At 60.8% G+C, this 26317-nt stretch carries 26 protein-coding genes; 15 read left to right on the top strand and 11 right to left on the bottom strand.

The features are described from left to right. Positions 1–23 precede the first annotated feature (23 nt). The 3 genes from tnpC (at position 24) to C1J04_RS16235 (ending at position 3722) form a co-directional block, all read left to right on the top strand. Positions 24–1664, top strand: a complete 1641-nt coding sequence (gene tnpC, locus C1J04_RS16245; RefSeq protein ID WP_114865387.1) for an IS66 family transposase — start codon at positions 24–26, stop codon at positions 1662–1664. Next, the gene (locus C1J04_RS16240) at positions 1661–2263 is read left to right on the top strand and encodes a plasmid pRiA4b ORF-3 family protein (RefSeq protein ID WP_114865388.1); all 603 of its coding nucleotides are present in this window, start codon (positions 1661–1663) and stop codon (positions 2261–2263) included. The genes tnpC and C1J04_RS16240 overlap by 4 nt, the downstream gene beginning before the upstream one ends. A 301-nt stretch (positions 2264–2564) precedes the next feature. After that, a complete protein-coding gene (locus tag C1J04_RS16235; protein WP_037929972.1) occupies positions 2565–3722 on the top strand; it encodes an acyl-CoA dehydrogenase family protein in 1158 nt (385 codons plus the stop codon). Between the two features lie 21 nt (positions 3723–3743). Here the strand turns inward: C1J04_RS16235 and C1J04_RS16230 are convergent, their stop codons facing one another. Together C1J04_RS16230 and C1J04_RS16225 are read right to left on the bottom strand one after the other, a co-directional pair. After that, on the bottom strand, positions 3744–4910 hold the full coding sequence (locus tag C1J04_RS16230; RefSeq protein ID WP_114865593.1) for a CaiB/BaiF CoA transferase family protein: 1167 nt from the start codon (positions 4908–4910) through the stop codon (positions 3744–3746). 18 nt (positions 4911–4928) lie between these two features. Further along, on the bottom strand, positions 4929–6074 hold the full coding sequence (locus tag C1J04_RS16225; protein ID WP_114865592.1) for a CaiB/BaiF CoA transferase family protein: 1146 nt from the start codon (positions 6072–6074) through the stop codon (positions 4929–4931). 104 nt (positions 6075–6178) lie between these two features. Between C1J04_RS16225 and C1J04_RS16220 the strand changes: the two genes are divergently transcribed. The 10 genes from C1J04_RS16220 to C1J04_RS16175 all read left to right on the top strand — a co-directional run bounded on the left by C1J04_RS16220 (position 6179) and on the right by C1J04_RS16175 (position 15293). Beyond that, positions 6179–6556, top strand: a complete 378-nt coding sequence (locus tag C1J04_RS16220) for a Zn-ribbon domain-containing OB-fold protein (RefSeq protein WP_114865591.1) — start codon at positions 6179–6181, stop codon at positions 6554–6556. Between the two features lie 3 nt (positions 6557–6559). Continuing rightward, positions 6560–7711, top strand: a complete 1152-nt coding sequence (locus C1J04_RS16215; RefSeq protein WP_037929960.1) for an acetyl-CoA acetyltransferase — start codon at positions 6560–6562, stop codon at positions 7709–7711. A 23-nt stretch (positions 7712–7734) separates the two neighbouring features. Then, positions 7735–8592, top strand: coding sequence for a MaoC/PaaZ C-terminal domain-containing protein (locus C1J04_RS16210; RefSeq protein ID WP_174226635.1), 858 nt, complete (start codon positions 7735–7737; stop codon positions 8590–8592). Between the two features lie 10 nt (positions 8593–8602). Beyond that, positions 8603–9739, top strand: a complete 1137-nt coding sequence (locus C1J04_RS16205; RefSeq protein WP_114865657.1) for a CaiB/BaiF CoA transferase family protein — start codon at positions 8603–8605, stop codon at positions 9737–9739. 61 nt (positions 9740–9800) lie between these two features. Further along, complete coding sequence (locus C1J04_RS16200) at positions 9801–10520, top strand: transglutaminase-like domain-containing protein (RefSeq protein ID WP_114865590.1); 720 nt, start codon at positions 9801–9803, stop codon at positions 10518–10520. Then, complete coding sequence (locus C1J04_RS16195) at positions 10517–10966, top strand: MaoC family dehydratase (RefSeq protein WP_037929955.1); 450 nt, start codon at positions 10517–10519, stop codon at positions 10964–10966. The genes C1J04_RS16200 and C1J04_RS16195 overlap by 4 nt, the downstream gene beginning before the upstream one ends. Beyond that, on the top strand, positions 10953–12077 hold the full coding sequence (locus tag C1J04_RS16190) for an acyl-CoA dehydrogenase family protein (RefSeq protein WP_254693862.1): 1125 nt from the start codon (positions 10953–10955) through the stop codon (positions 12075–12077). The genes C1J04_RS16195 and C1J04_RS16190 overlap by 14 nt, the downstream gene beginning before the upstream one ends. Then, positions 12074–13225, top strand: a complete 1152-nt coding sequence (locus tag C1J04_RS16185; protein WP_114865589.1) for an acyl-CoA dehydrogenase family protein — start codon at positions 12074–12076, stop codon at positions 13223–13225. Before C1J04_RS16190 ends, C1J04_RS16185 begins: the two co-directional genes overlap by 4 nt. 34 nt (positions 13226–13259) lie before the next feature. Beyond that, positions 13260–14069, top strand: a complete 810-nt coding sequence (locus C1J04_RS16180; protein ID WP_114865588.1) for an enoyl-CoA hydratase/isomerase family protein — start codon at positions 13260–13262, stop codon at positions 14067–14069. A gap of 27 nt (positions 14070–14096) precedes the next feature. Continuing rightward, on the top strand, positions 14097–15293 hold the full coding sequence (locus tag C1J04_RS16175; protein ID WP_243251833.1) for a phenylacetate--CoA ligase family protein: 1197 nt from the start codon (positions 14097–14099) through the stop codon (positions 15291–15293). Positions 15294–15531: 238 nt separating this feature from the next. On the opposite strand, the gene C1J04_RS19360 is transcribed toward C1J04_RS16175, so the two are convergent. The 9 genes from C1J04_RS19360 to C1J04_RS16130 form a co-directional block, all read right to left on the bottom strand. Continuing rightward, positions 15532–15918, bottom strand: coding sequence for a hypothetical protein (locus C1J04_RS19360; RefSeq protein WP_132998120.1), 387 nt, complete (start codon positions 15916–15918; stop codon positions 15532–15534). Between the two features lie 285 nt (positions 15919–16203). Then, entirely contained in the window at positions 16204–17349 is a 1146-nt protein-coding gene (locus C1J04_RS16165; RefSeq protein ID WP_114865585.1) for a thiolase, read from the bottom strand. Beyond that, a complete protein-coding gene (locus tag C1J04_RS16160; protein WP_114865584.1) occupies positions 17346–17741 on the bottom strand; it encodes a Zn-ribbon domain-containing OB-fold protein in 396 nt (131 codons plus the stop codon). Before C1J04_RS16160 ends, C1J04_RS16165 begins: the two co-directional genes overlap by 4 nt. Position 17742: 1 nt before the next feature. After that, a complete protein-coding gene (locus tag C1J04_RS16155; protein ID WP_114865583.1) occupies positions 17743–18519 on the bottom strand; it encodes an SDR family NAD(P)-dependent oxidoreductase in 777 nt (258 codons plus the stop codon). A gap of 26 nt (positions 18520–18545) precedes the next feature. After that, on the bottom strand, positions 18546–18992 hold the full coding sequence (locus C1J04_RS16150; protein WP_114865582.1) for a PaaI family thioesterase: 447 nt from the start codon (positions 18990–18992) through the stop codon (positions 18546–18548). Between the two features lies 1 nt (position 18993). After that, a complete protein-coding gene (locus C1J04_RS16145) occupies positions 18994–20961 on the bottom strand; it encodes a TRAP transporter permease (protein ID WP_114865581.1) in 1968 nt (655 codons plus the stop codon). A gap of 67 nt (positions 20962–21028) precedes the next feature. Then, the gene (locus tag C1J04_RS16140; protein WP_114865580.1) at positions 21029–22177 is read right to left on the bottom strand and encodes a TAXI family TRAP transporter solute-binding subunit; all 1149 of its coding nucleotides are present in this window, start codon (positions 22175–22177) and stop codon (positions 21029–21031) included. A 48-nt stretch (positions 22178–22225) separates the two neighbouring features. Then, positions 22226–23452, bottom strand: a complete 1227-nt coding sequence (locus C1J04_RS16135) for an acyl-CoA dehydrogenase family protein (protein ID WP_114865579.1) — start codon at positions 23450–23452, stop codon at positions 22226–22228. 16 nt (positions 23453–23468) lie between these two features. Next, positions 23469–24581, bottom strand: a complete 1113-nt coding sequence (locus C1J04_RS16130; RefSeq protein ID WP_114865578.1) for an acyl-CoA dehydrogenase family protein — start codon at positions 24579–24581, stop codon at positions 23469–23471. A 323-nt stretch (positions 24582–24904) separates the two neighbouring features. On the opposite strand from C1J04_RS16130, the gene C1J04_RS16125 reads away from it, so the two are divergent. Continuing rightward, positions 24905–25387 (top strand): MaoC family dehydratase, encoded by a 483-nt coding sequence (locus C1J04_RS16125; protein ID WP_037929914.1) that lies wholly within the window; start codon positions 24905–24907, stop codon positions 25385–25387. 106 nt (positions 25388–25493) lie between these two features. Beyond that, positions 25494–26312: an IclR family transcriptional regulator gene (locus C1J04_RS16120; RefSeq protein WP_114865577.1), complete on the top strand. Its 819-nt coding sequence runs from the start codon at positions 25494–25496 to the stop codon at positions 26310–26312. The last annotated feature ends 5 nt before the right edge of the window (positions 26313–26317 follow it).

Raw genomic sequence — 26317 nt, 5'->3', positions numbered from 1 at the left:
AGCTTCTGTGGTAAATATTTGCCATGTCCGACGCCGCTTCCGAAATCGCCAGATTAAGCACTGCACTTGCCGCGCAGACCGCCCGAGCGCAGGCTGCGGAAGCCGAATTGGCGCAGGCCCGCGCCTTGGCCTCCTGCACGGACGCAATGATCCAAGAATTAAAGTTGGAGATCGCCAAGCTGCGGCGCGACAAATACGGCATTTCCTCCGAGCGTCGCACGCGGCTGATTGATCAGCTGGAATTGCAGCTTGAGGAATTGGAAGCGGCCGCAACGGAGGATGCGCTGGCGGCTGAGCAGGCTGCGGACAAGGCGAGCGCCGTGCGTGCCTTCACGCGACGCAAGCCCGTGCGCAAACCGTTCCCCGATCACTTGCCCCGCGAGCGGGTTGTCGTCGAAGCACCTGCCGCCTGCACCTGCTGTGGCTCGGACCGGATCGTAAAGATGGGTGAAGATGTCACCGAGACGCTGGAGGTGATCCCCCGCCAGTGGAAGGTGATCCAGACGGTCCGCGAGAAGTTCACTTGCCGAGCTTGCGAGAAGATCAGCCAACCGCCGGCCCCGTTCCATGCCATTCCGCGCGGCTGGGCCGGGCCGCAACTGATCGCGATGATCGCCTTCGACAAGTATGGACAACATCAACCGTTGAACCGGCAATCCGAGCGCATTGCACGGGAGGGAGTTGATCTGAGCCTGTCCACCTTGGCTGATCTGATCGGCCATGCCTGTGTGGCGCTGACCCCCATTCATGCGTTAATCGCGCGCCACGTGCTGGATGCTGGCCGTTTGCATGGTGACGATACCACCGTGCCGCTACTGGCGCGTGGTGGCGCAAAGACGGCGCGACTGTGGACCTATGTGCGCGACGATCGACCCTGGGATGGGGGTGCGCCACCTGCCGCACTCTTCCACTTCTCAACAGATCGCCGGAAAGAACACCCGACACGGCATCTGGCCGAATGGCACGGTGTTCTTCAGTCGGACGTGTATGGCGGCTACAATGATTTGTATCTCGCAGATCGTAGTCCGGGCCCAGTCCGTAGTGCGCTGTGTTGGAGCCACGCAAGACGCAAGTTCTTTGAACTGGCCGACATCAAGGCCATAGCCCGCAAGGGTAAAAAAGTAGCAAAAGAAATCTCGCCCATCGCGCTGGACGCTGTGACGCGGATTGATGCGATCTTTGCGGCCGAGCGTGACATCACCGGCCTGTCAGATGCAGCGCGTCATGAAGCTCGCCAGCAGTGGGTAGCGCCGATGGTCAATGATCTGCATGATTGGATGCTGGCCGAGCGGGCTCGGATGTCAAAGCACAACCCTGTTGCCAAGGCGATCAACTACATGCTCGAGGGCACAGGTCGCTGGGAAGCCTTCACCGCATTCCTTGATGACGGGCGCCTCTGCCTCACGAACAATGCCGCCGAACGGGCGCTCAGAGGGATCGCATTGGGCAGAAAGTCATGGCTTTTTGCAGGGTCTGAACGCGGTGGCGACAGGGCAGCCTTCATGTATACCCTCATCGTCACGGCAAAAATGAACGACATTGACCCGCAGGCATGGATGGCAGACGTCTTGGCGCGACTGCCCGATATGCCTGTGTCTCGCTTGCCAGAGCTGTTGCCCTGGAATTGGAAGGCCGCCATGGAATTGAAGAGGATTGCTGCATGACGCTGGTCGCGCGCATCAAGGTCACATTGTCCGATGTCGAGCCTCAGGTGCTTCGACGCTTTGATGTGCCCCTCAAGATCAAGCTGAACCGCCTGCATGATGTGATCCAGGCTGCCATGGGATGGACCGACAGTCACCTGTATGAGTTCAGGGCCGGCGGCAGCGGCTGGGGCGTGCCAGATCCAGATGGTTTTTACGATGGCCCGATGCCCGCCAGCAAAACCAGCCTGCTTGACGTGATCGAAGATGTGGGAACCAAGACCATCCATTACATCTATGACTTTGGCGACAACTGGCACCACGTGATCAAGATCGAGAAAATCGATGGCTCTATCGCGGGCGCCACCTATCCGCGCCTCGTCAGGGCCATAGGGGCTTGTCCGCCGGAAGACGTCGGCGGCTTCCCCGGTTACGCGGACTTCCTGGACGCCATCGCCGACCCCAAGCACGAAGAACACGGCCAGATGCTGGAATGGTATGGGGGACAGTTCGACCCGGATGAGGCAGAGATCGGCCGCATCCTCGATAGCTTCGAGCGTCTTGCCAAAAAATGGGCACCGAAGCCGCGTAAACCAAAAGCCGCACCCAAACCCCTCTGATCAATACGGCGCGCCCACGGCCTTCGCCGAAGGCTTACAGCACATGCCTTCGAAGACAGGGATTTTGATCCGGTCCCAAGACACTGACCCCCAATACCAAACACTTAAAGAACGCCCGCTGATCGCAGCGAGTCTTTTTGATAAGGTGGTAGGGATATTGGTATCAGTTTCGAGATTTTCGTGAGGCGCAAGTCTGCGCAAGGCAACTGCTTTACTCACACGGGCTCTCGATCGTTGTCAAAAAACAAAACACTTGTTAGATTCCGGCGGGATACCAACAAGGCTGAACAGGAAAAGAAACATGTCACTGATCAAGGACACAACAACTTGGGCTTCCGATGAACATAAGATGTTCGCGGACAGTACACGCAAACTGTTTGAGGCCGAAATGGCCCCGAATGTCGATAAATGGGCGGAACAGGGTATTGTCGACCGCGCGTTCTGGAAAACGGTTGGCCAGCAGGGCGTTATGGGTGGCGCGATCGCCGAAGACTACGGCGGGTCCGGCGGCGACATCGCATTTGATGCGATTGCCATTTACGAGCAGGGGCGCGTCGGAGACACGGGTTGGGGCTATGGCATCCAGACCATCGTTATCCATTACATCAACGCCTACGGCAGCGAAGAGCAGAAATCGAAGTGGTTGCCGCGGCTGATCAGCGGCGACAGTGTTGCGGCCATCGCCATGACCGAACCGGGAACGGGGTCCGATCTCCAGAACGTCCAGACCTATGCTGAAAAGGACGGCAACCACTACAAGATCAACGGCTCGAAGATCTTTATCACCAACGGACATACCGCCGATCTTATCGTGGTCGTGGCCAAGACGGATCGCGGCGCCGGTGCGAAGGGCGTGTCACTGATCGTTCTTGAAACCGAGGAAGCGGAAGGCTTTCGCCGTGGGCGGAACCTCAAGAAGCTGGGCATGAAGGGATCCGACACAGCCGAGCTTTTCTTTGAGAATGTGCGCGTGCCCACCGCCAACTTGCTTGGCCCGGAAGAAGGGCAGGGGTTTTACCAGTTGATGAAGCAACTGCCGTGGGAGCGGCTGATGATCGGCATCACGGCGCTTGGCTTCATTGACTTCGCAATCGCCGAAACGGTCAAATACGTTCAGGATCGCAAGGCGTTCGGTAACCGGATCATGGATTTCCAGAATACCCGGTTCAAACTTGCGGAATGCAAGACCAAGGCCGAATTGCTGCGCACGTTTGTCAATGACGGCATAACGCGGCTTGAGGCAGGCCAGCTTGATGCGGCGACGGCATCAATGGCGAAATGGTGGGGTAGCCAGACACAAAATGAGGTCATGCATGAATGCCTACAGCTCCACGGTGGCTACGGCTTCATGATGGAGTTCCCGATTGCCCGTCTTTATGCCGACAGCCGGGTCCAGATGATCTACGGTGGTACAAACGAGATCATGAAGGAGCTGATCGCGCGTTCAATGGACGTTTGATTCCGCCGGGTCCGGCCGAGGTTACTCTTCGTCCGGCCCCAGAATCTCTTTACTATGCTCGCCCAGGCGAGGCGCAGGACAGTGATCGTGCCGCGCAGGTGTCGCCGAGAAATGAATCGGCGGGCGTGTTGTCCAGATTGTACCTTCGGTCGGATGATCAATTTGCTGAAAGAAACCGGTCGCGGCAAGATGCGGGTCGCTTGGCAGGTCCGACAGGTTGCGGACCGGCATGGCGGGAATGTCTGCTTGCTCCATCAGGGTAAGCCACTCTTCCGTCGATCGTGTCAGTGCAATCTGGGCCACCATATCGTATACCGCGCCGATGTTGCGGCTGCGGGTATCCATATCGGTCACCCAGGGATGTTCGACCATGTCGTTCCGATCAACCACTTGGAAGAACCTGGTCCACTGTACGTTGGTGTAGGGTAAAATCGTGATGTAGCCGTCTGTCGTCTGAACCGGGCGGCGGTGGGGCACCAGCATCCGTGAGTAACCAAAACTCTGCGGCGTGTCTTCGAACGTGGCCGCATCCATATGTTCGGCCAACAGAAACGCCGTCAAAGTCTCGAACATCGGCACTTCGACATGCTGGGCCTCGCCGGTGCGCTGACGGTGGAACAGCGCGGACATCACGGCATAGGCCGCCGTCACCCCGCCAAGCTTGTCGGCGAGGATTGTCGGCGCATAGGCCGGCGCAGCGTCGGGGTCGCGCAGCGTTGCTAGGCTGGCGAACCCCGAAACCGACTGGACAATGTCGTCGAAGGCGGGTTTGGCGGCATAGGGACCGTCCTGGCCGAAACCGGTGGCGGATACCGTGATCAGGTCCGGATACGCGCGACGCAGCGTTTCGGGATCCAGCGATAATCGGGCAAGCGCCGCAGGCCGGATGCTCGAAATCATTACGTCGGCATCTTTCAGCAGCTTGCGCAACTGATCTTGCCCGGTTCTCTCCTTCAGGTCGAGAACCACACTACGCTTGTTACGGTTGGCACCCAGAAAGGCGGCCCCCATCAACTTGTTGTTTGATGGCTGGACCTGCCGCAAAAGATCGCCCTCAGGGGCTTCCACCTTGATCACATCAGCCCCCAGATCGCCCAGCATCTGCGTAGCCAAGGGGCCGAACACCACTGACGTCAGGTCGATGATCCTGACACCCTCCAGGATTGCGGTGTTCTTTGCGGTGGTCATTTGCAGTGATTTCCAGTTCTAGGAGTGAGAGCCGAACTCGGCGCGAAGGGCGGTTCCGTCGGCATCGAAACCTGGCGAAGGGCCAAGCGTGGGCTCGGACCCGTTGCGCCGTATCGGAGGCATTGCGACGCTGACCGGACCGGAGGGCGTCCCGACGGTCGAACGGTCGAGTTGGGGATGATCCGACAGCGAGCCCACGTCGTTCACTGCCGCCGATGCGATGCCCGCACTATCGAGCAGCTTCAGGAGCCCGGCACGTTCGTGCGTGCCGAACACGGTCTTGATAAGGGCTTCGAGCTCGGATTTGTGCTGAATCCTGGCCGAATTGTCGTGGAATCGTGGATCACTGGCCAACGCCGGGTTCCCTAGAATCTGGGTACAGAACCGTTTCCATTCGCGGCTGTTCTGGACAGATATGACGACCAGATCACCGCCCTGGCAGCGAAACGCGCCGTAAGGGCAGATGACAGAGTGCCCAAGGCCGGTCCTCGGCGTGGGTTGATTGGCGTAGTCGTGAAAGAGCAGAGGAACCGCCATCCAATCGGCCATGACGTCGAACATCGCAACCGACACACCGCTTCCTTCGCCGGTGCGATCACGCCCCACCAGCGCTTCGCAGATTCCGGCGTGTGCCGTCATTCCGGTGGCGATGTCGCAGACCGAAACGCCAACCCGGCCCGGCGCGTCCGGCGTACCGGTCACCGAGGCGAGGCCGCTTTCACATTGCACCAGAAGGTCATAGGCCTTGGCATTTCGCATTGGACCGTCCTCGCCGTATCCGGTGATGTCGCACGTCACAAGGCGCGGAAACTTCTGCCGCAGCGTGGCAGAATCAAGCCCCAGTTTCTTCAGCGCTCCGGGAAGGAGGTTTTGAATGAACACATCCGCGTTTTGCAGCATTCTCAGCAAAATTTCACGGTCTTCCGCGTCCTTGATATCCAGCGCGACCGACTCCTTGCCGCGATTCAGCCAAGTGAAATAGGCGCTTTCGCCGTTTGCGGCCCTGTCATAACCGCGCGCGAAATCACCTGCGCCCTTACGTTCGATCTTGATTACACGCGCGCCGGCATCGGCCAGCCGGGAAGAGCAAAAAGGTGCGGCAACCGCCTGTTCGAGCGCAACGACGAGTTTGCCTGAGAGGGGGGCTGCATCTGAACCTGACATGGCGACCTCGCGTTTGTTCCAAAGAGCTTGACAAAATCTAACAGATGTTAGAAATAAGAGCAATACGCTCAATCAGATAGTGGATCATTTGAAGGAGACCGCAGGTGCCGAACACCAAAGGGCCAGACCAGATTTTTCAGCGCGCTCTAGCCGAACAGGAAATCCTGCTTCCAAAATGTGATGACTGCGGGGCCTTTCACTTCTTTCCGAGGGTCCTGTGTCCGCACTGCCATGGCACTGCAATTTCATGGCAACGTGCCAGCGGCAAAGGCCGGGTCCACACCACCACTGTCGTGCGCCGCAAGCTCGAGCGCGGCGGCGACTACAACGTGTGTATGGTCGAACTGGAGGAAGGCGTTCGGATGATGAGCCGGGTCGAGGGGATCGCCCCAGGTGATGTCGTCATTGATATGGCCGTGACCGCCTTCGTGGGCGAGGCCGAGGATGCCCCGATTGTGCTTTTCAGACCGGCGAAGGTATAACGCATGACTGATCAACTTCGGGGAAAATCCGCGATTGTGGGCACCGGACACGCCGGTTTCGGCGAGGCGCACGGGCTGACGTCCTTCGATGTAATGGCACAGTCCGCGCTTGCAGCGCTTGGGGATGCCGGGCTGAAGCTATCGGACGTGGACGGGCTGTTCTGTACCATGATGGAAGACAGCATGCCGGCGCTCATGGCAGCCGAATATCTTGGCATTCAGCCCCGTTTCATCGACGGTACCATGTCGGGGGGGTCGTCATTCGTGAATTATCTGACATCCGCGACCATGGCGCTGGACGCCGGTTTGTGTGATGTCGCGCTGATCGTCTACGGCTCCAACCAACGCACCGCGTCGGGCAAGCTGGTGACGGCTTCGCGCCCGCCAGCCTATGAAGCCCCGTATAATCCGCGCTATCCGATTTCCGGTTATGCGATGGCGGCGGCACGTCACATGCATGAATACGGCACCACCCGCGAACAACTGGCCGATGTGGCGGTGGCCGCCCGGGCTTGGGCGCGGCACAACCCCGAAGCGTTCGAGCGCGGCCCGCTGACCCGTGAGGACGTGCTGGGTGCGCGCATGGTAGGTGATCCGCTGACGGTGCGCGATTGCTGTCTGGTGACAGATGGCGGCGGCGCCATCGTGTTGGTCCGTGCGGATCGAGCAAGGGATTTCCCCAAGCCGCCCGTCTATGTTCTGGGCAGTGCGGCGCAAAGCGCGCACAGGCAGATTTCGCAAATGAAGGACTTTACAGTGACCGCGGCCCGCGAATCGGGCAAACGCGCCTTTGCGGCGGCGGGGGTGTCTCCGGGCGATATTCAGGCGGTTGAGCTATATGACGCCTTTACCATCAACACGATCCTGTTTCTCGAAGACCTTGGTTTCTGTGCCAAGGGCGAGGGCGGTGCCTTTGTAGAGGGCGGACGCATCGCGCCGGACGGCGTCCTGCCGGTGAACACAAATGGCGGGGGTCTGTCCTGCGTGCATCCTGGCATGTACGGTATTTTCACCGTCATCGAGGCGGCGCGCCAAATCCGGGGCGATGCGCCCGGCATTCAGTTGAACGATATCGACGTGGCTCTGGCACATGGCAACGGCGGCGTGCTGTCCAGTCAGGTCACGGCCATTCTGGGCTCACAAGCCACGCTCTGACGACGATCAAGGGAGGAAAGATCATGCCACTGGATTTCGAAGCACTTTCAGACTGGGATTTTGAAGAGATTCGGCAGTCGCTGACCGAGCGGGATACCATACTCTACGCACTCGGCCTGGGATTCGGGGAGGACCCGACCGACAAGAAGGAACTGGCTTTTGTCTATGAGGACGGCCTGAAGGCGGTTCCCTCGATGGCCGTCACGATGGGGTATCCCGGCTTCTGGCTGCGCGACCCCAGGACCGGCGTGAACTGGCAGCAGGTGCTGCACGGCGAGCAATGGCTGGATATCTACAAGCCGTTGCCCGTGAACGGCAATATCATCGGCCGCAGCAAGATCGACTTTATCTCCGACAAGGGCGAGGGCAAGGGTGCGGTCATCTATCAAAGCCGTGAAATCATCGACGCGGACAGCGGTGAAAAGCTGGCACGCGTCGCGATGTCGGCGTTCTGCCGGGGCGATGGTGGGTTCGGCGGCGAGAACAAGCCCGGGCCCGCACCCGCTGTGTTGCCGGACCGCGCGCCAGACCACATATGTGATATCGAAACTTTGCCGCGTCAGGCGCTGATCTACCGTCTCAGCGGTGACTACAACCCGCTGCATGCGGACCCTGATGTTGCCCGCTCGGTTGGGTTTGATCGGCCGATCCTGCATGGCCTGGCGACCTATGGCCTCGCAGCGCGGGCGATCCTGAAGACCTCGCTTGACTATGATGCCTCCCGACTGGTCGGACTGGACGTCCGGTTCTCTGCACCCGTCTATCCCGGCGAAACCGTGCGGTTCGAAATCTGGGAAGAGGATGGTCAGGCCCGGTTCCGCGCGTCCATACCGGAACGCGATGTCGTTGTTCTGAACAATGGCGCCGCGCGTTTCGCGTGAGGTAAGGCAGATGACGCAACCGCTCAAGGATATACTGGTGCTGGATTTCAGCACCCTTCTTCCCGGTCCGATGGCGACGCTCATGCTGTCCGAGGCCGGCGCCGAAGTGGTCAAGTTCGAGCGTCCCGGCACAGGTGAGGACGCGCGCCATACCGATCCCATGATCGACGGTGAAAGCATCGGGTTTGCCGTGCTGAACCAGGGTAAACGGTCGGTAGCGCTCGATCTGAAGGCAGAGAACGCGGTGAATATATTGCGCCCCCTGCTGGAAAAAGCAGATGTTCTGGTAGAGCAGTTCCGTCCGGGCGTGATGGGACGGCTTGGATTGGGATACGAGGCCGTGCGAGCGATCAATCCGGGAATCGTCTACTGTTCGATCACTGGCTATGGCCAGACCGGGCCAAAGGCCACCGCAGCGGGCCACGATCTTAATTACGTGGGCGACGCGGGCGTCCTGTCGCTGAGCCGAGGACCGGACGCCCACCCAACGATGCCGTTCGGGCTGATCGCGGATATCGGGGGTGGCACTTACCCCGCTGTGGTGAACATCCTGCTTGCGCTGATAGCGCGGCAGAAAACCGGCAAGGGCGCGCATCTGGATATCGCGATGGCCGAGGGCGCGTTTGCCTTTGCTTATTGGGCCCATGCCGAAGGCGTGATCGCCGGGCAGGACATCGAGAACGGCGGCGGCCGTCTGACCGGAGGATTGGCGCGCTATCGGCTGTACTCAGCCGCAGATGGCCGGCAAATCGCGGTCGGAGCGCTGGAAGAAAAGTTCTGGCAGGCATTCTGTGATGTCATCGATCAGCCTGCGGACCTTAGGGACGACTGGAGCGACCCGGAAGGCTGCAGCGCCGAAGTGGCACGACGTTTGGGAAGCCAGCCTTCGACTCACTGGGAACCGCTGCTGGTGGCGGCTGATTGTTGCTGTTCCGTCGTGAAAACGCCCGCCGAAGCCGCGACCGATCCGCATTTCAGTGCGCGTGGCGTGTTTGACCGGAAACTGGATATCTCCGGCAAGTCCGTGCCCGCGCTTCCTTTGCCGATTGCGCCGGAATTCCGCGTTTCGAAGGATGTAGCGGGGCGCGCTGCCTCTTTGGGAGAAGACAATCTTCACTATGGTGCCGAACCACGGGATTCAGAGTGAATCCCGTTGACGGACCATCCTTCATTCATTAATCTAACAGATGTTAGAAAAGGGGGATCCTATGCCACAGTCCGTAGATGACCTGCCTGCCGAAGCAGAGCGCTACGTCATGCCGGCGCATTTTGTCGAAAGCGACAGCCTTGAAGTCCAGGGGTTCGTGTCCAACGCCTTGCGTGATATTCCCGCCGACGCGTCCCGCCGTGACAAGGCGATCCGGCTTTTCGAGGCGGTTCGTGATGACATCCGATACGATCCCTATTGCTTCGCGCTGGATGAAGATTCCTATCGCGCCAGCAGAATCGCCGGTGCGGAGGCGGCGTTCTGCGTGCCCAAGGCAATCCTTCTTGCGGCCTGTCTGAGAGCCGTCGGCATCCCCGCCGCAGTGGGGTTTGCAGATGTACGAAACCACCTGAACACGCCCAAGCTGCAAGAGTTGATGGGCACTGACCTCTTCATCTATCACGGCTATGTCCAACTTTGGCTTGATGGTGAGTCCTACAAGGTCACGCCCGCCTTCAACATGGAGCTGTGCGAACGATTCGGGGTGAAGCCGCTGGTCTTCGACGGGTATCACGATGCTCTCTTCCACGAATTCGACGAACAGAACCACCGGCACATGGAATATGTGAATGACCGGGGTCTCTACGTCGACGCGCCGATCACGGAGTTCCTCCAGGCCTTCAAGGAAACCTATCCAAAACTGGAAGAGTTCAACCGCGTGCGAATTTCCAGCGATTCGGCCGGGTACGATGCGGGTTTCTCAAAGGAGGGGACATCTTGAAATATCTGGAGGACTTCGCGCCGGGCCAGGTTTTTCGCTTTCATAGCGAGCCGATGAGCAAGGAGGCCATCATAGCCTTCGCCGAGGAATGGGACCCGCAACGGCTGCACACCGACGAAGACTATGCGACCACCGTGCACGGTGGACTGATTGCCTCGGGCTTTCAGACGATGCTTGAGGTGTTCAAGCCGATCATGACCGAGTTCATGGTTGGTGTTGCCAACATCGGCGGCATCGGATTCGATAACCTGCGCTGGTTGCGTCCCGTGCGCCCGAATGAACCGCTCGATATCGAATTGACGGTAAACTCGGTCACGCCGTCGAAAAGCAAACCCGACCGTGGCGTTCTGAACTATACACTCAGTGCAAAAAACCCAAAGGGTGAGGTCGTTTTTTCGACCGATACGCCCGTAATGATCCAGCGAAAACAGAATGACCCAGACTGATATGCAACCAAGCGACCAACAAGACCTTCGCATGCTGCGTGAAAGTGCGCGGACCCTGTTCGAGCGCGCGGGCGGTAGTGGACGGTCCAGAAAACTGCGCGATGCCGGTGGCGGCTGGGATGCGGGTATGATCCGCGAAATGGCCGAGGCTGGCATTTTCGGGGTGACCGTACCGGAGGAAAACGGCGGGCTTGGCATGGGCCTGGCTGCCGGCGGCGTCATCGCCGAGGAAGTGGGCCGGGTGATTGCCCCGGAACCGGTCGTGGTGACGGTCGGGCTGAGCCTTGGACTTCTGCGCCGTCTTTGCCCGGACCATGCCATGATGGAACAGCTTGTTGAGGGGGCCACCGTTTTGGCCGTCGCCTGGCAGGAGCGCGGACCGAACGGTGGTCCCGCCGAGCCGAGTTGTCGTTACGCCGACGGAAAGCTGACCGGCAGCAAGGGATGGGTTGCCGGCGCTGGCGGGGCACGGGGTTTCCTCGTCGTGGCCGAAGGGGATGCCGGTCCGGTTCTTGTGCTGGCGGAGGCCGGTGCGGACGGGCTGTCCGTCGAAGAGCGCAGGCAGGCCGATGGCAGCGCGATGGGCGAGCTTTCGTTCTCGGGCACGCCTGCGGGAGAATTGGCCAGTGGGGGTGCGGTTCGGGCCGCGCTCGCCGAGGCGGTCAATGACGCAACGGCGCTTGCCGCCGCCGAGCTTGTCGGTCTGAGCGAGCGCGCCTTCGAAATCACTCTGGATTACATCAAGACCCGGGAGCAATTCGACAAGCCCATCGGATCGTTTCAGGTCATCCAGCACCGTGCTGTCGACCTGAACGTGATGTGCGAGGTTGCACAATCGGGGGTGCGCGAAGCTCTCGGGCTGATGGATCGCGAAACCGATCCGAAAGCACGGGCGCGACTTGCCAGCCGGGCCAAGGCTCGCGCGGTCACGGCTGCCAAGAAGATCACGCGCGACGCGATCCAGCTGCATGGTGCGGTCGGGTATACGGACGAGTTCGAGATCGCGCTTTACCTCAACCGGGCGCTGGTTCTTTCCGCGTGGCTGGGTGACGACGCCTATCACAGACGGCTTTGGTTCGAAGCGCGAGAAGAGGAAGGAGCCGCACAATGACCGATTGGAACGCGATGAGCGATGCGGATTTCCGCAAGGAAGTGCGCGGTTTTTTCGAAGCGGAATATCCCGAGGAGCTGCGTAATCTGCCGCACCGTCCCAAATTTGCCGAGATCGAACATTGGCATCGCAAGCTGCACGCGAAAGGCTGGGTCGCACCGGCCTGGCCAGCAGAATACGGCGGTATGGGGCTGAACGCGGCCAAGCTGCTTATCTTTTACGAAGAGCAGCAGCGCTGGGGCGTGAATCGCGGGCGCGATATGGGCGTGCAGATGGTCGGCCCGTTGGTTATCAAGTTCGGTACCCAGGAACAGAAAGACTATTGGCTGCCCCGTATTTTGAGTTGTGAAGACATCTGGTGCCAAGGCTATTCCGAGCCGGGCGCCGGGTCCGATCTGGCCAATCTGCGCACCCGCGCAGAGACCGATGGCGACGACTTCGTCATCAACGGGCAGAAAATCTGGACCACGATGGCGCATGACGCAACCCACATCTTCATGCTGGTGCGGACCGATCAGGCCACCCCAAAGAAGCAGCAGGGCATCAGTTTCCTGCTTGCGCCGATGGATCAGCCGGGTGTCGAAGTGCGTACGATCACCACCTTGTCGGGGGAGACTGAGTTTTGCGAGGTGTTCTTTGATGATGCCCGGACGCCGCGCGCGAACCTGGTCGGTGAGCTTAACAAGGGCTGGACGATGGCCAAGGCGCTGCTGAGCTTCGAGCGTATTTTCATCGGGGCGCCGAACCTGGCTCAAAATGCACTGGGCCAGCTTGAGAGCTTTGCCCGTGGACGGGGCGCTTTTGAAGACCCTGTCTTCCGCGACCGTTTTGCCCAGGCCGCTCTCGATGTCGAGGATCATGCCGCACTCTATTCGCGTTTCGCCGATCAGCTCAAGCGTGGCGAAACGCTGGGCGCGGATGTCTCGATGCTCAAGATCTGGGTGACCGAATGCTTTCAGCGCATCACCGAACTGATGATCGAGGCGGCTGGCCCCGATGGCGGCACGGTCGGCCCACTGCAGGTCGGCAATGTAAATGTCGACGTTCTGGCGAGCTTTTACAAGGCCCGACCGACAACGATCTACGGCGGATCAAACGAAATTCAGCGCAACATCCTGTCCAAGGCCGTCCTCGGATTGCCTGGCTGAACCCACATCAATATCAAAACAAAGGAAAAGAAGCATGTCTGACCGCTATGCGAAATACCACAAGATGAAATTCGACTACCCGGCGGACCGTGTTCTGCGTATTACGTTCGACCGGCCCGAGACTTTTAACTCTGTCGACTCTGAGATGCATACACAGATGACGGATATGTGGATCGATATCGACCGTGACCCCGACATCAACGCGGTCATCGTAACCGGCGCGGGCAAGGCGTTTTCGGCCGGTGGCGATTTCAGCCTGATCGAAAAGATGATCGGGGATTCGCACGAGATCATGAAAACGTGGAAAGAGGCCAAGGACCTCGTCTACAATATCATCAATTGCAACAAGCCGATCATCTCTGCAATCAACGGCCCCGCCGCCGGTGCCGGGCTCGTCGTTGCCCTTCTTGCCGACATCTCGATCGCAGGGAAAAAGGCCAAGATCGTGGACGGCCACCCGCGTCTGGGCGTTGCCGCCGGGGACGTCGCGGCGATCATCTGGCCGTTGCTGACCTCAATGGCGAAGGCGAAATACTATCTGATGACCTGCAAACCAGTGTCGGGTGAAGAGGCCGAGCGCATCGGTCTGGTGTCGATGTGTGTCGAGGATGACGAATTGCAGCAGATTGCGCTCGATACGGCGACGGAACTGTCGAACGGCTCGCAGAGCGCGATCCGCTGGACCAAGTATTCGCTGAACAACTGGTTGCGTCAGGCCGGGCCTATCTTTGATGCGTCGACCGCGCTGGAGATGCTTGGCTTCATGGGTGAGGACGTCAAGGAAGGCGTTCTGTCGCACCGCGAGAAGCGCGCGCCGAACTTCCGCAAAGACTGCCCGATTTAACTCACGAATGGTCAAGGAGGCATGGACATGTCTGAAGACATCTACCGGGACATAGCTCAGGCCTATAGCGCCGCGGCCGAAAAGGCCCCGGGACTGAAATCACGATTTGCGGCTGCCGGATTCGATCCGGCAGCCGTCAGGTCGCTGGCGGACTTGTCGGGTCTGCCGGTGATGAAGAAAGAAGACCTCTTGAAGATTCAGCGTGAAAACCCGCCCTTCGGCGGTTTCCTCGCTTCTGATCTGAAGGATGTCGCGCGGATATACGTCTCACCCGGCCCTATCTTCGAACCAGCGCTCGCGGGTGGCGGTGGACATGGCCTTGATCTGCTTTTCAAGGCGGCAGAAGTAGGCGCAGGGGACATCATCCTGAACACCTGGATGTACCACCTTGTACCGGCTGGCCTGCTGTTCGACGAAGCGGCACAGGCCGCAGGTGCCACCGTCATTCCCGGCGGCGTGGGCAATACCGAGCTTCAGGCACAGATCATCGTGGAAACGGGCGTCACCTCGATTTGCGCTTCGACAGCGTTTTTTCTCACGCTGGCGGACAAGGTAATCGAAACCTATGGCCGCGACGCGTGGAAAGTGAAAACCGCCTTTCTCGGTGGTGAGATGGGCGACTGGATGGCCAAGCGCCGCCGGATCGAGGCCGAGTATGGCGTGTCGACCTGGGCCGCTTATGCCACTGCCGATCTGGGCCTCGTCGGCTATGAAGATGGCGGCGAAGGCTATGTGGTCCACCCAGACCGTGTGGTGCAGATCTGCGATCCCGTCAGCGGCGCGCAGGTGGACCACGGTGAACCAGGTGAGGTCGTTGTGACCGCACGCGACGCCACCTGGCCGATGATCCGGTTCGGCACTGGCGACAGTGCGTTTGCGTTGGAAAGCAACAAGGATGGCAGCGTCAAACGCATTTCAGCGTTGCAAGGCCGGGTTGGGGCGGCAGTGAAAGTGCGCGAGATATTCGTCTATCCGCGGGTCATAGAGGAAGTTGTCATCGCCACGCCCGGCGCCAGTGCCGCCCAGGCCGTCGTCACCCGAGATAACGACCGCGACATGGTCAAGATCTCACTTGTCCTGGAAGATGGTGCAGACGTATCCACTGCCGAGACAGCCGCCGCCGAAGCCTTCAAACTGCATTCAAGGATTCGAGCCGACGCTGTGAGCGTCATCTCGGAGTTGCCGGAGAATGCGGATCTGATCGTCAATCAGAAAGACAACTGAGGTTGCTTCAACTGCATCCGAGTTCGGTCGACCGCACCCCGAAAGGGGGACAGGACAACCACTGTCTCCTTCATGCGTCAGGCGCGGAGCGTCATCTTCGCGCCGAGGAGTTCCCTGCCGAGACTGGTCAACTACGCAGCTGTCATCGCCGCCGCGTGTGCCGCGCCGATCCCCCGCTGGTCACCTCATGCGTCGCGCCGGACATTCGGACGTACCGACGGTTTGAGATAATTGCCGTTCATTCTGCTGAGATAACTGGTACCCGGAATGGCATCGGTACCACTGGGCCGTCGAACCCGCGCGGATCTGCAACAGCCGCCAGCACGCCCGCACGACGACCCTCGTTGCCGTGATCAGCTGTCAGCCCCAGTGTCGATGGATTCCCGTCAAAAGGGCGGTTGCGGATGTCGTGAAACACGACAGGACCACCACTATGCATCGCATGGCTCACATCTTCTCGGCCGTTGATTGCCCAGACGCGGAAGTAAGGATACCGGGATACGGTCGGAGCACCACGCCGATTGCCCACGATCAGAACGTCTCGGCCCGGATCATCACCACTTGCGACAGCGACGAGTTGAAGCGTGCGTTCCTGACGAGTTTTGCTGCGGCCAGGATCGAACACGCGAGAATCCTCAGCAGGATCACCGCGGACCCTACGGTTTGCTGAGGTACCAACATCAAAGTTGAACACATGCAGTGCGTTTAGCTGCACACCAATAGCCCTGTTCGATCTTTGCACCCAACCCAAAGTTCTGAAAGACCTTGTCGCTCGATGAACGTGAACCATTCGCCAAGAATCTGGCCATGGCCCAACCAAGGATATATTGCGAAACCGAGAATCCGGAGGCGCTGATCGAGAAATGGCAGGCTCTGATGGTGCCGCCTTTATATTGGGTCGATCCGTTGATCAGAGCGTCGACTCGGTGCCCAGAATATTCGTGACCTGGCTGGACAGGACACCGCCGTTGCCGTGCGCCATTGCCAACTCGGCCCCGTCGATCTGGCGGTCTCCGGCGTCGCCGCGCAGCTGGCGCACCGCTTCGACCAGCGTGAAGATGCCGTACATGCCAGGATGCACACAGGACAGCCCGCCGCCGTTGGTGTTGACCGGCAGATGGCCGCCGGGCGCGATGCCGCCGTTTTCAACAAAGGCACCACCTTCGCCTTTCTTGCAAAAGCCCAGATCCTCAAGGAACAGGATCACGTTGATCGTAAAGGCGTCGTAAAGCTGCACAACGTCAATGTCGGCGGGCTTGACGCCGGCCATTTTCATCGCCGTCGCACCGGATTGGGCCGCGCCGGTCACGGTCAGGTCCGGCATCTCGGAAATGTCGCGGTGCGTCGTACCTTCGCCGCCCCCCAGCAGATAGACCGGGGGCCTAGGGTGATCTTTGGCCGTCTCGGCCCGCCGCATCACCAGCGCGCCGCCGCCGTCGGTGACAAGGCAACAGTCGCGCACCCGCAGCGGATCCGAGACCAGCCGCGAGGCAATGACATCCTCGCGCGTCAGGGGATCGCGTATGAACGCCTCGGGGTTCTTTTGCGCCCAAGCGCGGGCAGCTACCGCCACATCGGCCAGCTGTTCGCGCGTGGTGCCGAACTGCGTCATGTGACGGTCTGCGGCCAGCGCGTAGGACGACAGCGGGAACATCGGCTGATAGGGCGCTTCATAGGTTGGCAGATCGAGCGCGGTCATCAACTTGCCCGAGGCAGTGCGCTGGTTCGATCCGTAGCAGATCAGCACGGTGTCGGCGAGCCGCAGCTCCAGCAGCATTGCGGCCCAGAGCGTGTGCGACAGGAACGACGATCCGCCCATGCGGTTGTTCATGGTGAACTTGGGGTTCAGCCCCAGTTCCTGGGCCAGCGTAAGCCCCGACAGCGTGTCCAATGGCTGGCAGGTGGCAATGGCGTCGACGTCGCCAAGCGACACCCCGGCATCGGCCAGCGCGCCATGTACGGCCTCGACAGTGATTTCCATCGCGCTCTTGCCATGAGCCTCGCCACAGCCGGCCAGCGCCGCTCCGACGATGGCGGCTTTTCCCCGCAAACTCATGATGCACCTCTTTCGGGCCGGAACACCACTGCAGGTCCGCCGTCCGCCCCTTCGCCAATCGACGCGCTGACCTTCAGTCCGGCGGCGATTTCGTCATGCGCGATGCCGTCCACGCGCGACATCATGCGCACGCCTTCTTCAAGGTCCACAAGCACCACGTTGTAGTCGCCGCCCCTTTCCGGCTTTCGACGCACAACCGTCCGCGCATAGATCGTTCCCCGCCCCGTGGGTGCCACCCATCCAAGGTCTGCGCTGCCACATGTCGGGCAGATCACGCGCGGGTGAAAGACATGCGCACCGCAGGCACCGCATTTCTGGATCTCGAAGACGCCCTCGGCCAGCTTGGCGGCAAAGACGGCGTCCGGCCCCGGGCTGTTTTTCATATCAGTCATCTCAGAATCCAATGTGATAGCCGCCATTCACGCTCAGGTGCTGGCCGGTGATGTAGGATGCCGCGTTTGACAACAGGAAACAGACCGGTTGCGCTACTTCTTCGGGGGTGCTCATACGCCCCATCGGGATCTGCGCCATGTACTTGTCGGCGAACTTGTCCGAGCGGATCGTTTCGGTCATCGGCGTTTCGACCATTCCGAAACAGACCGAGTTGACGTTGATCCTGTAACGGCCCCATTCCCGCGCGGCGCTCATCGTGAGGCCGAGCACGCCGGATTTGGCGGCACCATAGTTGATCTGGCCGATCGTGCCGCGGCGGCCGGCATCGGAGGAAATATTGACGATGGCACGCCGCGCCGCGCTGTCCGGGTCTTTCTGGGCCTGGTACCTGTAATAGGTGCCTACAGCCTGCAAACAGGCGAAGACGCCGGTGAGATTGACGTCGATGACCTGCTGCCAGGTGGCACGGTCCATCTTGTGGATCATCGCGGCGCGCACGATGCCGGCGTTGTTCACCAGCCCATTGATATCCCCGAATTCGTCTAGCGCGAATTTCACCAGTTTCTCGGGAAAGTCCGGGTCAGCCACGTTCCCGACAAGGGCGCGGGCATTGCCGCCGATCTGTTCAGCAGTTTCCTTGACCCCGTCTTCGTTCAGATCGTTCACGATGACCCTGGCACCCAGCTGGGCCGCCAGTTGCGCCACGCCGCGGCCAATACCCTGCCCGGCACCGGTGACTATAATTACCTGATTTTCCAATGACATCGGATTGATCATTTCTCTCTCCTCATTTCGTTTGCTGGTCACGGTTCAGTTGCCCCGCTTCGTCCGGGTTCGCTGGACGATGGCGCGACCCGCTTGATCACCGCATCGCCGTGGGCCAGACGTTGTCCGTTCTGATTGACGATCTCCCCCTGCACGAACACCAGTTTGCGCCCGCCACCGGCATTGCGCGCGCGTGCCGTCAGCACGTCGCCCTCGACCGCCGCGCCGACGAAGCTCGTCGTGAGCGAGAGCGTCAGGCAGCGATGACCGGGGCGGCCTTTGCCCGCAAATGCTGCGCAAAACGTGACCGCGTTGTCCAGCATGGTTGCGTAGACCCCGCCGTGCACAGCGAAAGCGCCGTTCAGGTGGTCGCAGGTGATCTTCAATTGCAATTCCGCCCTGCCCTCGGACCAGGAAACGAAGCGGACGCCCAGCAAGGCGTTGAACGGGGCGGGCACCTCGGGTTTGCCATCCTGTGCACTCATCTCAGGCGGCCTTTCGATCGCGCGAAAACGCCACAATGACCGCCCCAAGCACCGTGATAGCGACACCGGCCCCAACCGCGCCGGGGATCGGAACGGCCAACATCGGGGTCGAGGGCAAGGCGAAGGCCAACCCGGCAATCCCGAGCAGAATCCGTGCGACCGCGCCCGTGGGCCCGGGTTCGATACGGCCGACACCCAAGAGATACCCCTGCAATCCAGCGCAGATCAGCAGGACACCGATACCCGCGCGCAGGACCGTCAAGGCACTGTCAACCAACCCCGCCTGCAAGGTGTACGCGGGATCGAGCACAAAGAAGAAGGGCACGATATAGATGATGGTGCCCAGCTTCATCGCCTCGTAGGCAGCAGCGAAGGGCCGGGCCTGTGCAATCGCCGCTGCGGCGAAAGCCGCCAGCGCCACGGGCGGGGTAATGTAGCTCAGCATGCTCCAGTAGAGGATGAACAGATGCACGCCGATTGGATCAAGCCCGCCGGCGATCAGGGCCGGGGCCAGAGACACGGCAAGGATGACATACGCCGCTGTCACCGTCATGCCCATCCCGAGGATGAAGCTGGTCAAAGCCCCCAGAAGCAGCAGCAGGAAGGTGTTCCCCCCGGCGATGAATAGCAAGTCGTTCGAAATCGTGCCGGACATGCCGGTCACCGCCAGCCCGCCGACAATCAGCCCGACCGCCGCGAGGATCGCCACCAGTTCGACAAACAGCCGCCCCGTCGCCACCAGGAAGTTCATCAGTTCCTGCCGCCCCCAGCGCGATTTCGACAGCAGTTGGTTCAGACCGATCAGCAGCGCGGTCGCATAGAACGGGGCGATCGCTTCGCGCTTGAGATAGAGCAGCATCCAGATGAGAAGCCCGAAGACGGCGAGGAAGTACCAGCCTTCACGCAGCACCTTGCCGAACTTGGGGAGTTCGGCACGCGGCACGCCTTTCAGCCCGTTGCGCGCCGAATAAGCGTCGATCTGGGCGAACAGGGCAAAGAAATAAAGCAGCGAGGGCAGCACCGCCGCAACCACGATGTTTGTGTAGTCGGTCAGCAGAAAGCTCGCCATGACAAACGCCGTGGCCCCCATGATCGGTGGCATCAGCACTGCCCCGGTCGACGCCGCCGCCTCGATCCCGGCGGCATAGCTGGGCCTGAAGCCCACCTTTTTCATCGCCGGAATGGTAATCGAGCCGGTGGTGAGCACATTGGTAATGACGCTGCCGCTCATCGAGCCGGTAAGCCCGCTGGTCAGAACGCCGACCTTGGCAGGTCCGCCCCGGACATGTCCGAGCGCGGAAAAGGCGATGTCGATAAAGAACGGCCCCGCGCCGGTGTGCTGCATCGCGACCCCGAAAATCATGAAGCCGACGACAAGATTGACGAAACTGCGCATCGGGATGCCCAGAACGCTTTCGCCGCTCATGGCGTGGAAGATCGCCGTTTCAACCGGCGGGCGCTGGAACCCCTGAATTGGCCCCGGCGCATAATCGGCGATCATCGGATAGACGGAAAACATCAAGATGATGCCGAAGAGCATCCATCCGCCGGTGCGCCGCGCCGCCACCAGCAGCAGGAACCAGAAGGCGAAGCTGGCAATCACGGCATGGGTGGGGGCTGCAAAATCCCATCCCTTGTTGACCACGCTGCGCCCGTAATAGGCAAAGAACGCGCAGGTGATCAACGCCAGAAAGGCCAGGAAGTAATCCCACCACCGCGTTGACCCATGCGGGTTTGTCTTGCTGCACGGAAAGATCAGGTAAACGAGGGGTAACGTCAGCAGCAGCATCACGTAGAGGTAATGAATCTCGAGCAGGCGGATGTTCATGAAGAACCCGAGATTGAAGAGATGGTTGATTGACGCCATCGACAACAGAATCGCCGACGCGGCAAGCAACCCGCGAAGGGAGGGGGGCAGGGTGCCAATGCCCACCGGCTGTGCCGCTTCGTCCTGTATTTCCCGTGGCATGCCCGATTTCCCTATGTTGTTCCAGCCAATCCGATGATACGCGGCGCCAGAAAAGCGCCGCGCCGTTTCAGCGGAAAAAGACCTCGTGACCGCCGGCTTCCAGCGCTTCGGCGCGCACCTTCATCCAGGCAGCGGTGAACTCTTGTTCATCATCCGGGGCGCCGTCGACGAAGCCTTCCCAGGCGTCCATCAGAACCTTCTGCCGATCGACCATCACGTCCTGATTTTCCTGAGCTTCAGCCGTCCAGAGGCCCTTTTCCTTGAAATAGGCAACGCTGCCATCGCTCCACGGCATCACCCAGGACAGGATCTGGCGATCTACCCCGTAGGCATTCGCGCCGGGGGCGGCGTCCTTGTATTCGTCAAATCCCGCATCGAGGGCGGCAACGATGTTTCGCACCTCGGTGGCGCTCTGATCGGCTTCGGTGACAAGGATCGGGTAGGGGTACAGCGCCATGGGCAAAGGCGAGGCGGGGTCGATTGCTGGTCCCACAGACACCGTGTGCGGCGTTACGAAGGGCGTGACCCCGGTATAACGGGCCCAGGCTTCGGCATCGTCCGCCGGTGTTTCAAGCCACTTGAGGCCCCGGGGGCTGGATTCGATCTGATAGTTCACGGTGGTTGTCGTCAGCGCAAAGGCGGCGTCCACGCGATCCTCCAGAATGCCCTTGAGAGAATTCACGTAGCCCGAAAACTCGACTGCATCCACATCGTCCCATGTCAGGTCCGCAAAGGCCAGCAGTCCCTCCATATTGACATCAATCGCGGGTGAACTGGCGGCGCGGCCAACCCGTTTGCCCTTGAGATCGGCAACCGTCTCGATACCGGCATCGGCCGCGACGGCCACACCCAGACCGTAGTCGCCCACGGCCTGAAGCACAGCGCGGATCGGCTGTGGACCCCATTCCGGTGCGGCGAACAGGAACACCCCTTCGCCGGCGAAGTAGGACGCGATCCCGCACAGGCAGTAATCCACCGTGCCATTCTTGAGAGGCGTCATCCGCGAGACGTCGTTGCGCCCCGGAAGCACCCGAATCGTCGTGCCGAACCGGCTGCGCATCATGTTACCGATGGCAATCGAATGCGCGTGGCCCGCCGATCCCGTGTCATAGGCCGACCAGGCGATGACGTCGGGCAGCTCGATGTCCTGCGCGCCGACCGGCGCGGCCATCGCCAGACACCCGGCAGCAGCGATACTTGTCCATCTGAAGTTCATGTTGATCTCCTCCTTGTTGGTTTATTCCGGCACGACCGGGCGGTAAGCTTAAAGCTCCGAGAATGGCGCGCTCTTATCCAGGCGAATGTCGGGCGGCAGCCCGAGAATGCGTTCGCCGATGATCGTGCGCTGGATCTCGTCCGAGCCGCCGGCGATGCGGTTACCGGGGGCGGTCAGATATTCGTTGCGCCACCGCGCCGCATCGTCTCCGGCTTTGACCGAAATGCCCGCCGCCGTCCCGGCCAGTTCCATCCCAAAGGCGCCCATCTCCTGCCGCAGCTTGCCCAGCAGCAGCTTTCCGATCGAACTTTCCTCACCCGGAGCCTCACCGCGCGAAAGCGACGTCATGACCCGGTAAGAGGTGAATTCCAGTCCGCGCTGCCGCGCGACGAAATCGGCAATACGTGAGCGCACCTCGCCGTCTTCGATGGCCGGGCGTCCGTTGCGTTCGACACGGGTGGCAAGGGCTATCAATTCCTCCGCGCGGGCCCCGCCGCTGGCACGCCCGACCGAGATGCTGAACCGTTCGTTCATCAGCGTCGTCAACGCCACCTTCCAGCCTTCGGATTCGCCGCCCAGGCGGGCGCTGTCCGGTACGCGCAGGTCGTCGATGAACACCTCGTTGAAGCTGGCACCGCCCGAAATCTGGCGGATCGGACGGGTTTCGATGGCCGGATCTGACATGTCCACAAGGAACATGGTCAACCCCTTGTGCTTGGGCACCTGCGGGTCGGTGCGTGCCAAAAGGATCCCGTGGCTGGAATAATGCGCGCCCGAGGTCCAGACTTTCTGGCCGGAGATCACCCAGTCGTCCCCGTCGCGCCGCGCACGGGTGCGTATGCCTGCCAGATCAGATCCGGCAGCGGGTTCGGAAAACAGCTGGCACCAGATATCCTCACCGGTCAGGGCGCGCGGGAGGACCGCGGCTTTCTGGGCCTCGGTGCCGTGGATCATGACCGTTGGCCCGACCAGACCGATGCCGATCAGGAAGGCGTTGGGCGGTACGGCATAGCGTCCTTCTTCCTGATTCCAGATCACCTGTTCGATCGGCGTCGCGTCGCGTCCGCCGAAGGCGCGCGGCCAGGTCAGTCCGGCCCAGCCCGCTTCGGCTTTGCGGGCCTGCCAGTCGCGCGCCCGGGCGACCTCTTCGGCGTCGCGGGCCATGAAGTGATCCTGAGCTTTCTCGCTGCCGTCCCGCAGGGTTGCGTTGGCATCCAGCCAGCTCCGCGCGTCTGAGCGAAAGGTCGCTTCTTCGGGGCTGTCGCTAAAATCCATGTGTCTGATTTCCCTGTCAGCTTACGGCCCGTAGAGGTGTCGCGAGATGCCCGAGGAGCCGCTCGCGCCACATGTCCGCCGGGCCGAGTTCTGCCTTCAGCTGCCAACCACGCCGCAAGAACAAATGCGGGTCGGCGGCCCATGTGAACCCGATACCGCCGTGCAGCTGGATCGATTCCTCGGTGGTGAATTGCACGGCATCGAGCGCAGTGAGGCGCGCGACGGCGGCCGCTTCGGGCAGTCGGCTGTCGCCGCTTGCCAGCGCCCAGGCACCGAAAAAGGCATTGGACCGCGCCAGTTCAATCTTGGCGAACATGTCCGCGAGCCGGTGCTTGACCGCCTGAAACCCGCCAATCGGACGCCCGAACGCGTGCCGCTCGCCGGCATAGGCCGTGGTCAGGACAAGGGCGCGCTCCGCTAGGCCGATCTGTTCGAAGGCGGCCAGCACTGCGGCGCCGTCCAGCAGCCGCCGGATCGCCGCAGGGTCCGAGCCGGGCAGCAGCTCGACCGGCGCGTTGTCGAAGTCGATTCTGGCCGCCGAGCGTGTACGGTCGATCGGGTCGAGCGCACCGATTGTCACGCCCGAGGCGGAAAGATCCGCAAGATAAAGACGCGGGGTGCCTTCCTCATCGGTCGCAGCGACAAGAGCGTGGGTCGCCTCGGCACCGAACGTGACCGGCGCTTTCTGTCCCGAAAGACGATCCTGCACCACTTTTGCCGATACGGTATCGGGTGCGAGCCCGCCGCCCTCGGCAAGCGCCGTGGCTATGATCGTGCGGCCTTTGGCTATGCCGGGCAGAAGCGATGTGCGCTGGTCTTGCGTTCCGGCGGATTGAAGGGCCGGAACCGCCATACACAGGGCCGGCAGGTAAGGTACTGCGGCCAGACTGCGACCGATTTCCTCGGCAAGGATCGCCAGTTCCACCGCGCCCATCCCTGCGCCACCCTCCGCTTCCGATATGGCGAGGCCAAGCCAGCCGCCATCGGCCAGTGCGGACCAGGTGGCCGTATCGAACCCGTCGGCGCCGTCGAGCCGGTTGTGCGCGCTCTTCAGGGTGGCGTGATCGCCCAGCATCCGGGCCAGTGTTTCGCGTATGGTATCCTGCTCCTCGGAAAATCCGAAATTCATGCCGGAGTACCTCCTTGCAGTTGTGAAGATCGAGTGGGTGTTGGCCGACGGTAGGTTGGCTATCGGGCCTGACCAAACACTAACGCCCGGTGGTCGTGCAAAACCACATATGTGCAATGTCGCATCGAGAACGGCGAAACGGACCGCCAAACCGAATTCATCACGGATGTGCTTGATTCGAGTGCGCCCCACAAAAGTGGCCGCTTCGATTGATTAGTCTCGCTGTTGCACCTTAACCTGCGGAAAGCGGGGAATGTTCAGGTCGCGGGACTGGCGTGGCCGTAGCTTCGCACCAGATGGGACTCGACAGGAGAAAGAGCGGCATGGAAACTGTGGGCCTTGGATTTTGTTATGAAGATTTGCCGGTGGGGCGCGAATTTCGGACCATCGGCCGTACTGTGACCGAAACAGACATCACGAATTTCGTCAGTGTCACCGGCATGCTCGAAGTGTTGTTCATCAACAGCGACTTTCGCGAAAAGGAATCCAATATCGACGGCTTCGCCGCCCCCGGCGCGCTTGTCTATACCTTCATGGAGGGTCTGCTGACCCAGTCCACGATGCAACACACGGGCTTTGCCTTTCTGGAAATGGAGCTGAAGGTTCTGGGGCCGACCTTCGCGGGGGACACGATCCATTGCGAGGTCGAGGTCATCGAGTCGCGCCGCTCGAAGAGCCGGCCGAACCGCGGCCTGGTTCGGACCCGGAACAGGGTTTTCAAACAAACCGGGGAGCAGGTGCTGGACTACACGCCCCTGCGGATGATCAAGGCACGCACGGCGGACAAGGAACCGGGAGAGGACTAGACCTTTTTTGGTACGCTGCGCAGGTCCGATCCCGGCCGAATATGGGTGGACTGCCGCGTTGGTTTTGCCAATACCTTGTCGCATCGCGAAACTGGAGGCGTCGACCATGAAAACCGCGCAATCTGACAGAATTGGATCTGCCGGACGCACATCGGAAGGGCCACGGTCGCTGAACCGCATTCTGTCGCTTTTCGATCTGCTCGCGCAAAGCAACCGGCGCATGTCCCTGTCCGAACTCAGCAGCGCGCTGGATTGCCCCAAGAGCAGTTTGCTGGTGCTGCTACGCCCTCTCACTGAAATGAGTTACCTGATGCGCGAGAACGACGCGTATTTCCTCGGGCCACGGATTTTTCAGTTCGCCCAGTCCATCCTGGCCAACCACCCGTTCGGGTCGGTCCTGCGCGGGGTAATGAACGACCTCGTCAAACAGACCGGCGAGACGGTCCTCTACGCTGTTCGCGATGGCGATCGTGTGGTCTATTCGTCGGTCATCGAAAGCCCGCAGCCCGTGCGGTACGTGGCCCAGACGGGAGTCGACCGGCCTTTGTTCTGTTCGGCATCGGGTCTTGTCATGCTGGCCTATGACACCCCAGAGGAGCTTGATGCCTACTTCGAACGGACGGAACTGACGCCGCTTACCGGCAATTCGATCACCGACGAAAACGCATTGCGGCACATGGTTTCGGAAATTCGTGAAACCGGTTACGCCAGAACGGTCGGTACGGCGCATGTCGATGCAGCGGGCTTCGGAGTTCCCGTGTTTCGTGCCGATGGAAACCTCGCAGGGGCTTTGGTGATCGGCGCGCCGCTGGAACGCGCCGCCAGGAACCGGAAACTGTGCGTGACAGCGGCCAAAGCGAGCGCCGAACAGCTCTCTCTTGCGCTAGGCTATCGTCCGGACCAGACCGGAACTGCCCTGAATTAGGTGCG

It is taken from the genome of Sulfitobacter sp. SK025, assembly GCF_003352105.1.
Taxonomy (GTDB): domain Bacteria; phylum Pseudomonadota; class Alphaproteobacteria; order Rhodobacterales; family Rhodobacteraceae; genus Sulfitobacter; species Sulfitobacter pontiacus.
The sequence above is the reverse complement of the archived record's forward strand: the minus strand, read 5'-3'. Positions and strand labels throughout refer to the sequence as shown.

Bases quoted from the DNA above. Each gene is read 5' to 3' on its own strand.
- C1J04_RS16140 (WP_114865580.1), bottom strand. From the start codon at position 22,177: ATGAACTTCAGATGGACAAGTATCGCTGCTGCCGGGTGTCTGGCGATG.
- C1J04_RS16155 (WP_114865583.1), bottom strand. From the start codon at position 18,519: ATGATCAATCCGATGTCATTGGAAAATCAGGTAATTATAGTCACCGGT.
- C1J04_RS16120 (WP_114865577.1), top strand. From the start codon at position 25,494: ATGAAAACCGCGCAATCTGACAGAATTGGATCTGCCGGACGCACATCG.
- C1J04_RS16215 (WP_037929960.1), top strand. From the start codon at position 6,560: ATGACTGATCAACTTCGGGGAAAATCCGCGATTGTGGGCACCGGACAC.
- C1J04_RS16235 (WP_037929972.1), top strand. From the start codon at position 2,565: ATGTCACTGATCAAGGACACAACAACTTGGGCTTCCGATGAACATAAG.
- C1J04_RS16205 (WP_114865657.1), top strand. From the start codon at position 8,603: ATGACGCAACCGCTCAAGGATATACTGGTGCTGGATTTCAGCACCCTT.
- C1J04_RS16145 (WP_114865581.1), bottom strand. From the start codon at position 20,961: ATGCCACGGGAAATACAGGACGAAGCGGCACAGCCGGTGGGCATTGGC.
- C1J04_RS16200 (WP_114865590.1), top strand. From the start codon at position 9,801: ATGCCACAGTCCGTAGATGACCTGCCTGCCGAAGCAGAGCGCTACGTC.
- C1J04_RS16175 (WP_243251833.1), top strand. From the start codon at position 14,097: ATGTCTGAAGACATCTACCGGGACATAGCTCAGGCCTATAGCGCCGCG.
- C1J04_RS16160 (WP_114865584.1), bottom strand. From the start codon at position 17,741: ATGACTGATATGAAAAACAGCCCGGGGCCGGACGCCGTCTTTGCCGCC.
- C1J04_RS16165 (WP_114865585.1), bottom strand. From the start codon at position 17,349: ATGAGTTTGCGGGGAAAAGCCGCCATCGTCGGAGCGGCGCTGGCCGGC.
- C1J04_RS16135 (WP_114865579.1), bottom strand. From the start codon at position 23,452: ATGGATTTTAGCGACAGCCCCGAAGAAGCGACCTTTCGCTCAGACGCG.
- C1J04_RS16210 (WP_174226635.1), top strand. From the start codon at position 7,735: ATGCCACTGGATTTCGAAGCACTTTCAGACTGGGATTTTGAAGAGATT.
- C1J04_RS16230 (WP_114865593.1), bottom strand. From the start codon at position 4,910: ATGACCACCGCAAAGAACACCGCAATCCTGGAGGGTGTCAGGATCATC.
- C1J04_RS16190 (WP_254693862.1), top strand. From the start codon at position 10,953: ATGACCCAGACTGATATGCAACCAAGCGACCAACAAGACCTTCGCATG.
- C1J04_RS16130 (WP_114865578.1), bottom strand. From the start codon at position 24,581: ATGAATTTCGGATTTTCCGAGGAGCAGGATACCATACGCGAAACACTG.
- C1J04_RS16240 (WP_114865388.1), top strand. From the start codon at position 1,661: ATGACGCTGGTCGCGCGCATCAAGGTCACATTGTCCGATGTCGAGCCT.
- C1J04_RS16150 (WP_114865582.1), bottom strand. From the start codon at position 18,992: ATGAGTGCACAGGATGGCAAACCCGAGGTGCCCGCCCCGTTCAACGCC.
- tnpC (WP_114865387.1), top strand. From the start codon at position 24: ATGTCCGACGCCGCTTCCGAAATCGCCAGATTAAGCACTGCACTTGCC.
- C1J04_RS16225 (WP_114865592.1), bottom strand. From the start codon at position 6,074: ATGTCAGGTTCAGATGCAGCCCCCCTCTCAGGCAAACTCGTCGTTGCG.
- C1J04_RS16125 (WP_037929914.1), top strand. From the start codon at position 24,905: ATGGAAACTGTGGGCCTTGGATTTTGTTATGAAGATTTGCCGGTGGGG.
- C1J04_RS16185 (WP_114865589.1), top strand. From the start codon at position 12,074: ATGACCGATTGGAACGCGATGAGCGATGCGGATTTCCGCAAGGAAGTG.
- C1J04_RS16180 (WP_114865588.1), top strand. From the start codon at position 13,260: ATGTCTGACCGCTATGCGAAATACCACAAGATGAAATTCGACTACCCG.